Raw genomic sequence first — 12,193 nt, forward strand, 5'->3', positions numbered from 1 at the left:
AGCTGCTTCGGTGCTCGACTATCGCCTCTGGCTTGCCGCAGTTCCGGGGCCCATACCTGAGACGGAAGCTCGTACCTACTGGAATCTGAAGGACCGCCCCACCCCAACACTCGATGAAGCGTTGAAGCATGCCGACTACGTCTACGTCGGCTCCTGGCAGGACGGCCATCTGGCGGAAGTACCGCGGCCCGGCCGCTCCCCTGCCGTGCGAATCTTCGACTGGCTGTTCTACCGAGGGACCATCGACTGCTACCAAGCACCGGTTCTGGATGCTCGGCTGCGGGATGAACTGCTTGACCTCTACCAACCTCAGCCAGGTGACCTGCCTGCGGAGTGCACAGATGCGGATACGGTCGCCGCGTTCCTCACCGCGCACCTCGGTTGGGGTCTGCTGCCCGAGGAAACACCACCGACCAAGGCACCGTCGTCAGGGGATACGGGCAGCTTTCTCGACAGGTAGGACGGATGTGCCGCCTTTCTGCGCCGCGGCGGACTTCCGTGGAAGCCACATCGGTTGAGAACACCGAGGGGGTAGGTCTGTTCCGGTTCGTGTGCCCTGGACGAGCTGATGTCGTCGTACGGGAGCCTGGATGAAGCCCGTACGCAGCTGGTGATGCGGGACAACTGGGCGAGTCGCTGGACGGCTGCGTGGTAGACCATCGGGTCGGAGGTCGTCTGGCCGGTCCGGGATCTGAGATCGGTGCCGGTGCTGTCGTTGAAGCCGGTCCGCGGGTTCACCTGGAGGACGAAGCAGAGGCATCGTCCCGTGCTGGAATTCCTGGTCTCGACGGGGCGGACGCGCGCGGCGGAGCCAGCGGTTGGGACATGCAGCGGTCCCTACCGGGCGCGCAGGGCGCGAGCGACGGCTTGGGCGTGTCGCGCAGCGGCAGGTCCTGCTGGTCCCAGGTGGCGGCCGCGTAGTTGAGGAGTTCAGCCGTCGCGCGCTCTGAGTCGCTCGGGTCGCTGGCGAGCGCCAGGTAGGCGGCGAGGGCTACGTCGGCGGCCGGGGTGGCCAGGCCCTCCCGGTAGCCGGGGCGCGGGGAGCCGGTCACCTTCAGGGAGTACTTGTTGCCGGTGCGGGCGATCGCGGTGATGGTGCGGTTCCCGCCATCGGGCTGCCATGCGGCGCCGTCGGCGCAGCCGGTTGAGGAAAGGCGTGGACGGCGAGGGGGGAGCAAGCATCGATCGGGGAACCTGCCTCACAGTTCGACGGCGGCAGTGGGAGCCTTACCGTCCAGCGCCTGCTGAGCGCGGGTAGCGACCGCCTGGGTGAGGGCGCTGAGCGCGCCGAGATCGACAGTGCCGCCGTCCTCGTTCATGACGTAGACGGCGGCCACTACGGTCCCGCAGCGGATCACCGCCCGTCCCTGCGACCTGTCTACGGCGTCGGTGACACCGGTGTACGTCAGCGTGACGGCGGATGACTCGTCCCCGTAGAGCGGTCGCGCCAGCTCCGCCGGCTCCGTACCGCCGGCGAAGTCGGCCTGTTCCATTTTCAGGCCGAGATACCCCTCGGCCGCCGCGTCGGTGCTGGTGTACGGCAGGACTTCGATCTGCACCTCTTCGAAGCTGACAGCCGGCCCCGGGTCGTACACCGATCGCAGGTCGACCTGCGAGGTCGACTTGCAGATGACGTGGCGCTCTCCTTGACTGAGGCCACCGACGCGGGTGCTGCGACACCGCTCCGTCGTCGGCGAGTCGCTCGCGACGTTCCAGCCGTCCGGCAGGCTCGGCGGGCCCGGAAGGATCTGCTTGGCCCGCGCGGCGTCAAGGACGACCGGGGCTGCCCCGCCGGATGTACCGGAAGCCGGCGCGGAGGACACCGCATCGCGGGGGTGCTGCGAGGATGCGCCGCTGGAATGTCGGGAGGAGTCGCCGCCGGTGACCATCTGAACTCCGCCGTAGACCGCCAGGGACATCAGCGCGAGCAGTATGGCGGCGATTCCGGTGAGGGAGGCGCGGGTGGTGCGGGTGTTGGTGATCGTCAGCGGCCCCAGCGAGATCTGGCTGCGCCGCACCGCACTGCCGCTTCCGATGACGATGCTGCCGTTGTACGAGGGGGTGACGGTGCACACGGGCGCAGCGGCCGGAGGCGGACCGGCGAGCACTGCCGCCATGCGGTCCCGGAAGTCGGGATCGGCGGCCAGTGCCTCCCGGATCGCCTCCTGGAGTCCCTGTGTCGCCAAGGGATCCGCCGGATCGGCGCTTATCCCGGCGAGGGCGGCACGACCGTCCGCCGAAGTGCCGAGCCGCGCCCGCACGAGGTCACCCACCGCTCGGCCCGCTTCGGCCCCCACTGCCGTAGCCGCCCCTGCCGCCATGCCGGTCAGTATCTGTACGGCTGATAACGCCATGCTCCCTGCCGAATCCATGCGACACCCCCCGAGTCCAGTCGAACCCCTGAGGCAACCACAGTCACGGCTACGGCACCAGGGTGTCCAGCACCTTGCCCATCCAGTGACGAAACGTTCCGCTCCGGGAAGCGGGCGGGAAGCTGCGCGGCGCCCTCTGGGGCAGTCGACCGGATAAGCCGGCGTGGCCGGGCCGTGCTGTCCCATCGAATGTCGCTTGTCTGTGGATCTTGTCCTGAGTGCGGGACTGCCGGGTGGATGAGACCCTCCGGCTCTGGATTCTCAGCGCATCTGGCCTGGGAGGAATCCTGCATCGGGGACGAGTCGACCGCCAGAGGGCAGAGGGCAAGTCGACCGCCTATGAAAGGTTCCGGGATCAAGGGCGCAGAAACCGCCGGGCGGTGGCCGACGTCACCTCGATGCCGTCGCCCCAGGAGCAGACCTCCAGCTAGGAGAGGTAATCGGCCTGTGTGAAGACCAGGACCTCGCCGGGGCACTCACCGTCTTCGGTGAAGGTCTGGGCCTCGGCCGCCACTCCAGTGCCCGAGTCGGACGGCGCCGGTTCCACCGCTTGTGCGTCGAGGTCGAAAGCTTCCGGATCCCCGAGGCTATTCCGTGCGGCGACACTCCGCTGCAACCCCGGCCCGCTCCTGCACGTCTCACTACTGAATGCCGGCAGGAGTCGGACACCCCGGGGAACGAGACGCGAGCCATGCGAAAGTACGCGATCGTCCAGCACACCACACGGTTCTTCTGGCTCCCACGTGGTGCGGGACGCCAGCCGCCCACGTCCGTGCGGCGACTGGCGAGACTGTGGCTGTTCACACTCGCCTGCGCAGCCGGGCTCACCGCGCTCGGCTGGGACGACGAACTAGACGACGGCCAGCCCATAGTGCTGCTACTCGTTTTCCACGTCATCGACGACATCGCCGAGGGAGTACGGCACCGCTGGCCGGCCGCACTAGCCGCGGTGACCCTTCTGTGGGGCGTCGCCCGGTTCACCGGCGCCTCCCTGCCCGGCTCCCTCAGCGAGGCCTGGGCGCAAACCATCGCCGCCGCCGCCGGCGTCACCCTCGGATTGGCAGCGAGCGGAGTCATCACACGGCTTCCGGAGCGCCGACCACGTAGGCCCGTCGAGGGACACGACGCCGAGTCCGGCGGGCAGGGCACTCGGTGAAGGAGACGCCCGCCGGCCTCGGTGACAACAACCCCGCCTTTGTGACAGCTATCGCGCTTCGGCTCAATGAAAATGTGACTGAGCGCTTCAGTTGGCCTGATCGGCCAGCCCTCGAACTCAGCGAGCGTTCCTGGGGCGGGCTCTTCTCGACGTGGTGCTCTCCCGCGGCCTGCCGTAGTCGGCAGGCCGCGCCCTGCCCTCTGAGATTGCCGCGCGCGAAATGCGAGCCCACGGGCGGTGTAGGTTCTCGGCTTCGCTGTCCGGTGACGGCTCCGTGGCTCGGGGGCCTGCTCCTTGTCTCAGACCGTGCCGCTGGGCTGCTGTCTCAGGCGCGTGTCATTTCCTTAGGTCGAAACCCGGAGATCGTTGTTCGCGAGCCCTTTTGGAATAGCGGTTCTACAGGGGGTGTTCGTAGGGAGTGCCCCGTGCAGGGTCGCGTGCCTCTCCGGGCGCCGGCCGACGGTTCCCGAGGGGCGAGCGAAAGACAGGTGAGAGATGAAGTCCGTCGTCCGGGCGGCTGCCGGCGGTCCGGAGGTCCTGCGGCTCGTCGAGCGTCCGGTTCCCGAGCCGGGCCCGGGCGAGGTACGCGTGCGTGTGCACGTCTCGGGCGTCATCCGACCGACTGGCGCAGCCGCAGACGTGCGCTGCCGCCGGGCATGAACGAGCAGGTCGTTCGTCCTCGCCACCCGGCTGACGAACGCCGCCGCCAACCGCCTCACCCTGCGTTCGTTCGCCAACCGAAGTCCTGCCGTCAAAGACGCCCTCACCCGCCCGGGCCAGCCCGCGCTGTTTCGCCGCCGAGAGTTCTTCCCTCCCTGGATCCTGGGCGCAAGCACCCGCTACTGCCCCAGCTGTCTCGCCGGCAACGGGACCGAGATTCAACGGAGGCACGGAGGCCCCTGGAAGATCGAATGGCGTCTGGCGACCGTCTTCGCCTGCCTCGACCACGGCATGTTCCTGCGCGAGCTATGCCCGGCCTGCCAGCAGCCGGCCCACAGCGGCCACCGAGGCAACAAACAGAAACTCGTGCCCGCCAGCTCCACGACCGGCCTGCACCCCGCCCAGTGCCGGAACACCGCCTCCGGCCTGCCCCGCGACCCACTCTGCACCACCCGGCTGGACAGCCCCCACGAGACCCACCATCCCGCCCTCACACCCAACATCGCCAAACTTCAGGGCTGGATCCTCGGCCTCCTCGACGCCGCCCACCCCCCAGCTCCTGCCCTCACCGCCCTCACCGACCTGCAGACGATCTCCGCCGTGGTCTGCGCGACCTGGCCCGCAGCAGCCACGGTCACCCCCGAGACGAATCTCGTCCACGCTCTTGACGAACACATCACCCACCAGGGGCAGACCCCCACAGCGCGCCTGACCCCGACCGCGAAGAGCCATCGTTGGGCGACCCCGCCCCAGTCCTCCGCCGCCACTGCCAGCCTGCTGGACATCGCCGCACGGCTGATCGCCCTGCCCCCCTGGAAGCGCGACATCACGCCATCACCGCGCTGCTGGAACGAGCACCGGTCCCGGCCACGGCCGGCTGGGGCAAGACCTGGGCCACGCACCGCACATCCGGCTCAGCAGCCCTCCAGGCCCACATCCAATACGGCTTCGCGCGACGCCTGTCACCGAACGGGGCCCCGCGTCGCAGGAGGGACGCCCCCATCCGTCCAATCCACCCCCGCGGCTACCTTCCCGAGCACATTCCGCAGTGGCTCCCGAACGACTGGTTCGCGTTCCTGACCGAGGACACACGACCCCGTCCGATGGGAGTGAGCCGCAGTTTCCGGCGCTTCTGCGCACTTCAGCTCGTTCGGATCACCACGGGCATGCCGCGCCACCAGGCCGCCCGGTTTCTCGGCATCCCGGACGCCTGGCACCAGAACCATCCACTGGAACTCCCGACCAGGAAACAGGTCTTTCACCGTCTGACACCATGGCTTGACCACGCCTTCGAAGACCTCGCACGGCACATTGCGTGTCTGCCGTACCCCACTGACTACCGCGCACGCAGGCAGACCTTCGCCCGCTGGACACTGAGGCCGGAGGAATGGGACATGATCCGCGAGAGCCTCCCACGCACCACAAGGCGCCCTGAAGAACAGCTCCGCACCTGCGCATCCGCCTTCATCTGGACACTCGTCACCGGAAGCGAATGGCGTCTGGCCCCCACCCTCCGGGCCGCAGGGCCAAACCGCGAAATGGCCATCACCACACGCAGCCCCCAGTACTGGATCATGGCGCAGTTCAGAAGCCCGACGCTGCACTTCTACACGGTGCTCAGAGAATCCCTCACGCGATACGCCGGCCAGTTGGCGGCGGCAGCTGCCGGCCGCTGGCCTTCATCCTCACGCCAGGCCAGTGGGGTGACGCGCCTTAGTTGATCCCGGTCCTCGATCGCATCCGGGTGGCACGATCGGACGCTGGCCGCCCGCGTACTCGGCCAGACCACGTGAGCGTGAATCGCGTCTATAGCTCCTATCGGCCCCGGAACTACGACGCGTTCGACTTTGCGCCCTTCACCAACAGTGGCTGCCAGTGAAGGGCACAATCCCTTTGCGTGCCACGGAGCGTCACGGACCCCCTGATATGGCACTTCTAAGCCCTGCCCGACGGAGCCTGTTGGCGGTCCCGGGTGGGCAGGGCTTCGTGCCTCGGTCGCTCGGAGGCGACCGTCACTCGTCAGGAAGATCGAGGATCTTCTTGCTCGTGCTCGTCTTTTCGGATTGTGTCTCGCGCTTCGGGCGCGCTCTTTGCCTGAACGTCCATCGAGGATTGCAGATGCTGTTCATTCCCCCGCCGGGCAGCTTCGATGGCTTTCTGACGGCGGTCCCGCTTCTTGTCCTTGGCCACGATTCTCCTCCAAAAGGATCTGGTCATGGTCCTGTCCCACCAGGATCGGCGGCATGGACCGTCAGTGCACCCGGAACAGCGCGCGGCACCGTTTGTGAGAGTGCCGCCGCATCGAACCTGTGGCTCCCACTCGTCGAACTTCAAGGCCTGGGCGTGCAGGGGCCTTGTTCATGCTCTGGGAGGGCGGCCCAGTGCGAACCGACGCCGTCACGGTGAAGTACCGCGCTGCCCTGCCGGGAAGAGATCCCTAGGGCCGCCGGGCGCCCCTGGGAGGGGAAGGGTCAGAATTCCTCGGGGAGGGAGACCCTCAGCTCGCTGCTGTACTCGTAGGTGCCCAGGCGGCCGGAGGACGCGCCGACGAGGACCACGATGTCCTCGCCCGACCCGCGGGTGCCACGGATCTCGACTTTGATGTTTTTGGGCCACGTGGTGGTCTCGTACGCCCAGCTTCCGCCGGGCGTCTTGTATCCGAACGTCACTTCCTGGCGGAAGTTCGAGCCGCTCTCGATGGTTCCGGACAGCCTGCCGGTGATGACGTAGCCCGTGGGACCATCAGCCCGCACGTTGCCTTCGAAAGACGCACAGTGGCCTCTGCTGCTCGTGTAGGTGGGCTCGATCTTCTGGGGCGGGCCGCCGGCCACGGTGGTGATCTCCTTGCCGTCCTCCCAGGATCCGTCGGACTTGTTGTTGAGACCGACGTAGAAGTCGACGGTGTCGTTGTGCTCGCGGGTTCCGCGGCCCCGGACCTGGAAAGTGTTCTCCTTTTCGATGCCCTCGATCTCGAACTCCAGACGCTCGTACTTGCCCTTGGTGCCGCCGTGGCCCAGGCGGACCTTGTTGGGGAAGCCGGTGCGGCGCCGGTCGAGCATCGTGGTGGCGGTGATGGTGCCTTCGAAGCCATAGCCGGTGGCTCCCTCGGGCCAGATGCGGCCCTCGAAGGTGGCCCACGTCTTGTTGTTGAGGTGGCACTTGGCGGTGATGGCAGGCACGTGCAGCCTTTCGTCCGGGTGCGTGATGCGCGCCCTCACGCTAGGAGATCAACGACCCGCGGACAGAGGAATCGCGGCATTTGAACCTGATCGAGCGCCTGGGCGGGCGGGGCGCCTTCTTGCCGTTCGGGCGAAGTCCCTCAGCGGCGCCCGTCCGGCGCCATCGCATCGGGCGGTGCCGGACCCAGCCACGAGAACCGCGTCAACACCCTCGCCAAGCCCCTGGGATCTGCGAGCGGGCGCTGAATTGACCGGTTCCGCCCCCTTCTTCCCTGGATCACAACGCGATTCGGCCCTCGTTCGCCGATCGTCGCCCGCCTGCGGGAGAGGTGTGCCAGCCTCGGGAAACAGCAATACAACGGATACCGCGGCGTCTCCGGCGGCGTGTAAGTCGATGGGGTGAAGCGAGGGCTGTAGCAGTACCTGGGAGTGGAGGGCTCGGTAGCTTCGGAGCCGTAGCGATCTTAGAAGTGTGCGAGAGAAGAGGATCACCATGTCGACGGTCGACGACTGGAAGACCAGCACGGTGAGCGAGGGCAGCATCGTGCGCGTGAGACCAGAACGCGGCACGAAGCCCTACCTGCTCCGGCTGCCGGGCGGTTTCTGGTGCGCACGAGTGCGGAAACTCGACTACGAAGCGGGCACGGTACGCATCACGCTCTGCAAGCAGGAGACGGCTGAACCGCTCACGGGCCAGGACGCGGGCGTAAGCCGCCACCGCCACAGCCGCGACCCAATTGAGGAGCTGGTCCAGGAGTGGCTCCAGGAGCAGGGAGTCGAGGGGCACAGCGAGCTCACCGTGACGGTCGATCTTACGGACCTCAATCTGATGAAGGTGTTCGAGGAGGACGACTACCCGTGGAACGGCGTCTGCGTCGATGACTACGTCGGCTTCGTCGCCCCCTTTATGGGGGTCAGCGCGGGGGGTGTCCAGCAGGGCACCGTGGTGGGGCTGGATCCAACCGAGCAGACCATCACCGTGAAGCTTTCGGTCAGCCGCGCGCCTGTGGAGAAGTTCCTCATGTCGAAGGTGCAATGGCAATTCAACAATGGCCCGCGGGGCGGCTGACGGACGCGGTAGAGCAGCCCTCCGGGATGAGGGGGCGCAGCCGGCGTCTCAGAGAAGGTGGCCTCGCCCACGCGGCGAGGCCACCTTCGACCGTTTTAACTCTCCAGCGGGTCGGATCAGGGGCGTCCGGTGTCAAGGGAACTTCCCGTACGAAGCCGCCTGCTCGTCGGTCGAACTCCACTGGCATGGACCTGACGCTATGGGCCTCCACCACCCCAGGGTCTTCCCACGAACCCCGCGTCATAGAGCCGGGCAGTGCAGCGGCGATCGTCGCCCTCAATGCACCCTTCTGGTGATGCTGCCCCGTCCGCTGCCGTACGTCAGCCCAGGGTTCAAGGATGGGTTCTCACGACGATGGGCTCGCCACCTATCGCCGACCAAACTCGCCAACTACGTTCGACCACACGCGCGTCACCTGTGAGATTCCTGCGGCCGTCCGCCAACTATCAGCGGCCGTCACAAGCACGACGAAACCGCGGGTTCCCCTGGGCCGCAGCACGGGCTGGAGCGACAACCACAGGTGGTCCGCGGTCCAGGCGGGCAGCAGGTCACGGGCGTAAGCGGAAAACGCCCAGACCTGGGTGATCTGAGGGTGGGTGAGCCGCAAGCGCCAAAGCAGGTCGCGGGCGATGATCTCATCGCGGACATCCCCGGCCGTCATCGTGATCATGACGGGCAGGCCCAGCGTGTCGACCATGAGATGTCTTTTGCGCCCGTTGATTTTCTTGCCCGCGTCGTAGCCGCGGCTGTCCCGCCGACGGTGGAGGCCGCGTTCACCGACTGGGAGTCGACGATCAGCGTCACCGGGAACGGGCAGCGGCCCTTGCCCGTGCGGATGTAACGCCGCAGCTGGTCCCGGACGGAAGGTAACGACCAGGTTCGGTGAGACTCGCGCCAACTGCGTTAGGACAGATCATCAGGACGCGCACGCCCCGCACCTCGGCCAACTGGCCGTTCTCACCGAATCCAGGCGACTCCTCATCCGACGTAGTTCGAGTGCAGCCTCAGTTGGAGTGCCGGTCGGAACCCGGGTCTTGCGGCTGCACATCGTGTCATCGATCGTCGTGCCCATGGAGATGCTGATGACCTGCCTGGTTTCACTGGCCAGTGTGAATATCGTGCTGGGTCTGGCGACCCGGCCGTGGAAGCGGTCGGTGGAGGCTCGGATGGTCCGGCAGGTGCGGGCTTGGCCGGGGCTCGACGCGTACCACGCGGACCTGCTGAGCACCTCCGAGCCGTTGTGCTCGACCGACCACCAGGCCGGCAGACTGCTGCTGAACTCCTCTCGTGCGGCCTCGGTGGCCGTCCGTCTGATGAGTGAGGACAGGCTGCTCGACAGGCACGGCATGAAGCTGGCGGAGACTGCGGCTGAGCCATCCCACCCGGTCACCGCGGCAGCGTTCCGCGCCATCAACCGGTACCAGACCGTCCACGACCGCCCGCGCGTCGGCGACATCGGCCGCGACCCCGCCTTCCAGACGGCCGTCCACAGTCACCTGAACGACCTCTTCGCCCACGCCCCCGCCACCCGCCGCCACTTGGGCACTGCGATCAACAACTTGGCCCTCTGGTGCTACGGCCTCGGCGCGGCAGCCCCCGCCGTGCACGCCTTCTTCATACTGCGCCGCGCCGACCCCAGCGACCCCTACGCCCTCCAGGGCTCCTTCGTGCTGGCCTCGCTCGCCTTCGTGGCGGCTCTGATCGTGCTCACAGCCCAGGCCGGCAACACCTGGCACCCCCTCGAAGGCTTGGAAACCCCCACCGAACTCAAAGAACTGGCCCCACCCCGCGAAGACCCGTAGACCTTGCCGAAGGCGCCGGGGAAACATCGGCGGACCACGACGGGGAAACCCCCGTCGGCGAATAGGTAGCGGGGGACATCCGGAGTCACGGCCCGGGGCCGACTATGACCCGGGACGCTATCCGTGCCCTCGGAGCGCCAGCGCGAGCTGATCCTGGCGAACACGAACGACAGACTCGCCCCAGCAGGGGTGGTCCGCAGCCATGTCAACGGGTGCGAGCCGAAGCTCATCGCCAACCAGGCCGAGCTCGCCCTGGGGCCCTACGAAACGACTGGATCGGATGAGACGCCAGCTGACTTCAATGAGAACGAACACCAACTTGCTCACGCCGCCGACGGCGCGGCTCAGTGACGGAATCGCTATAACCGGGATGAAAACGCCCCCACCCGGGGGGCTCTAGCGGTCCTTGCCCACCCCGCGGCGTACAGCGGTCACGCCCGCGGCGTCGCGGCGCCGTGAACGTTGGCGGCGGGCTGACCTCGTCCGCGAGGGCTGCACCCACGGCACCGTCCTTGTCGACGTCTTCTCCGGACCCGCATCCTGAATCGGCTTGAGGGGTAGACACGAAGCGCCACCTGTCTGCCCGCAGGCATGGTGCACTCACGCGCTGGGGGTGGAGCAGGTGCGACGGGTGGTCAATCTGCAATCCGTTGAGCAGAAGTTGTTGCTGCTTGCTCTCCTGTTCGTGGTCGGCGGGTCGATCGTCGCGAACCTCTTCGCGTGGGACGTGAAGTGGCAGATACCCCTCATCTATGCCGCACTCTATGTCCTGCTATCAGTCGTTATCGAGATCCGTGATGGTCAGGCCCCTACTGCTTCCACGCACTACCGCAACAGCGACGAATTCTTTCTGTCGTTCACCCGTCTCGTACGCACCGCCGAGCGACATGTCTACACGAGCTACGTGTGCAACACGCCGCCGCTGAGCTTTCAATCCCCGGCCGCACAATGGTTGCGAGAGCACTACGAGGAGATGCACGGTCTTGCCAACTACCACGCCCGCGTGGTGACCATCAACAGCGGTGTCGACGCCGTCAATACGGCGATCCTTGATGACACCGCGGTCCTGTTGCTCCTGACCGCGGATGGATCTTCCATGAGCGGACACAGCCTGGAGACGGCTGAAGCCGTCAACTCCTTCCGGGACTACTACAGGTCTTGGTGGGCATCGGCGGAGCCGCTGGAAACCTACGCGCAGCGGACTGACCTCATGTCTCCCGACCACTGAGCCTCACGGAACCGCGGAACGGGCCTCGAATGCTCCTCACCCTTGCTCAGCGCGTTTCCCGGACCTGCCCGCTTTCGCTTCCCACCCGTTGCAAGCTCTTAGGTCATGGGCGTGCAAAGAGGGGTCGCATGGTTTTGGGTGCTCGTGTGCGCGGTTGCGCTGGGCGTGGTAGCGGTGTGGGGCCTGCCGGCGGTGACACGGAGCGATGTGGATCCGGTGGGGGCATGCATCGGCTTGGCGGGGCTCATCGTCGCCGGCTGGTCGGGGTGGATGTCCTGGCGGGCGCTGCGCCACCAGGAGCGTGACGCGGTGGTGATGGCGGGCCTGCTGGCTCGAGCGGTGTTCCAGGCCGAGAGCCGCGCACGGGCACAGCTGCTCGGTGAGGACAGTACGGCGATCGATGTGCGCTTCGTCTCCCGTCCCGCCACAACACGCAACGCGATGGGCGCCGCCACGGAGGGGCGGCTGAGTGAGGTGGCGAGCTATTACCAGCGGCTACGTCCGGGACGTCTGGTGATCACCGGCGCGCCGGGAGCGGGTAAGACCGTCCTCGCCGTCGAGCTCATTCTTGCCCTGCTGGAGAACCGCAAGCCCGAGGACCCCATTCCGGTACGGCTGCCACTGACCTCCTGGTCCACGCTCCCTGCCCCACCCGTCGGCGTCGGGCGCGTAGCCGCGAACCGAGATCCGGCCGCGGGAGCCCACGCCGTACGAGCGTGGATATGCC

13 protein-coding genes are annotated in these 12,193 nt (G+C 67.1%); 8 read left to right on the top strand and 5 right to left on the bottom strand.

Annotation, left to right across the window (positions count from 1 at the left end; translation table 11 throughout):
- The first annotated feature begins 10 nt into the window (after positions 1–10).
- The gene (locus NOO62_RS01300; RefSeq protein ID WP_268769026.1) at positions 11–460 is read left to right on the top strand and encodes a hypothetical protein; all 450 of its coding nucleotides are present in this window, start codon (positions 11–13) and stop codon (positions 458–460) included.
- Between the two features lie 274 nt (positions 461–734).
- On the opposite strand, the gene NOO62_RS01305 is transcribed toward NOO62_RS01300, so the two are convergent.
- Both NOO62_RS01305 and NOO62_RS01310 read right to left on the bottom strand, forming a co-directional pair.
- Positions 735–1,178 (bottom strand): hypothetical protein, encoded by a 444-nt coding sequence (locus NOO62_RS01305; protein ID WP_268769027.1) that lies wholly within the window; start codon positions 1,176–1,178, stop codon positions 735–737.
- 21 nt (positions 1,179–1,199) lie between these two features.
- Complete coding sequence (locus NOO62_RS01310; protein ID WP_268769028.1) at positions 1,200–2,372, bottom strand: hypothetical protein; 1,173 nt, start codon at positions 2,370–2,372, stop codon at positions 1,200–1,202.
- Between the two features lie 691 nt (positions 2,373–3,063).
- Here NOO62_RS01310 and NOO62_RS01315 point away from each other — a divergent pair.
- The 3 genes from NOO62_RS01315 to NOO62_RS01325 all read left to right on the top strand — a co-directional run bounded on the left by NOO62_RS01315 (position 3,064) and on the right by NOO62_RS01325 (position 5,909).
- Positions 3,064–3,528 carry a hypothetical protein gene (locus NOO62_RS01315; RefSeq protein WP_268769029.1) on the top strand — a complete coding sequence of 155 codons (465 nt, stop codon included), beginning with the start codon at positions 3,064–3,066 and terminating at the stop codon, positions 3,526–3,528.
- A 690-nt stretch (positions 3,529–4,218) separates the two neighbouring features.
- Complete coding sequence (locus tag NOO62_RS39205) at positions 4,219–5,268, top strand: TniQ family protein (RefSeq protein ID WP_414930967.1); 1,050 nt, start codon at positions 4,219–4,221, stop codon at positions 5,266–5,268.
- An 86-nt stretch (positions 5,269–5,354) separates the two neighbouring features.
- Entirely contained in the window at positions 5,355–5,909 is a 555-nt protein-coding gene (locus NOO62_RS01325) for a hypothetical protein (protein ID WP_268775971.1), read from the top strand.
- Positions 5,910–6,207: 298 nt separating this feature from the next.
- Here the strand turns inward: NOO62_RS01325 and NOO62_RS01335 are convergent, their stop codons facing one another.
- Positions 6,208–6,378, bottom strand: coding sequence for a hypothetical protein (locus tag NOO62_RS01335; RefSeq protein WP_268769030.1), 171 nt, complete (start codon positions 6,376–6,378; stop codon positions 6,208–6,210).
- A 281-nt stretch (positions 6,379–6,659) separates the two neighbouring features.
- Complete coding sequence (locus NOO62_RS01340) at positions 6,660–7,406, bottom strand: hypothetical protein (RefSeq protein WP_268769031.1); 747 nt, start codon at positions 7,404–7,406, stop codon at positions 6,660–6,662.
- Between the two features lie 454 nt (positions 7,407–7,860).
- Here NOO62_RS01340 and NOO62_RS01345 point away from each other — a divergent pair, with 454 nt between their 5' ends.
- Positions 7,861–8,436 (top strand): hypothetical protein, encoded by a 576-nt coding sequence (locus NOO62_RS01345; RefSeq protein WP_268769032.1) that lies wholly within the window; start codon positions 7,861–7,863, stop codon positions 8,434–8,436.
- Between the two features lie 367 nt (positions 8,437–8,803).
- Here NOO62_RS01345 and NOO62_RS01350 read toward each other — a convergent pair whose 3' ends face one another.
- Positions 8,804–9,334, bottom strand: coding sequence for a transposase (locus NOO62_RS01350; RefSeq protein WP_414930749.1), 531 nt, complete (start codon positions 9,332–9,334; stop codon positions 8,804–8,806).
- A 211-nt stretch (positions 9,335–9,545) separates the two neighbouring features.
- On the opposite strand from NOO62_RS01350, the gene NOO62_RS01355 reads away from it, so the two are divergent.
- From NOO62_RS01355 to NOO62_RS01365, 3 genes are all read left to right on the top strand, one after another.
- On the top strand, positions 9,546–10,238 hold the full coding sequence (locus NOO62_RS01355; RefSeq protein WP_268769033.1) for a hypothetical protein: 693 nt from the start codon (positions 9,546–9,548) through the stop codon (positions 10,236–10,238).
- Positions 10,239–10,361: 123 nt separating this feature from the next.
- A complete protein-coding gene (locus NOO62_RS01360) occupies positions 10,362–10,589 on the top strand; it encodes a hypothetical protein (protein ID WP_268769034.1) in 228 nt (75 codons plus the stop codon).
- 280 nt (positions 10,590–10,869) lie between these two features.
- Positions 10,870–11,466, top strand: coding sequence for a hypothetical protein (locus tag NOO62_RS01365; protein WP_268769035.1), 597 nt, complete (start codon positions 10,870–10,872; stop codon positions 11,464–11,466).
- The last annotated feature ends 727 nt before the right edge of the window (positions 11,467–12,193 follow it).

It is taken from the genome of Streptomyces sp. Je 1-369, assembly GCF_026810505.1.
Lineage (GTDB): Bacteria > Actinomycetota > Actinomycetes > Streptomycetales > Streptomycetaceae > Streptomyces.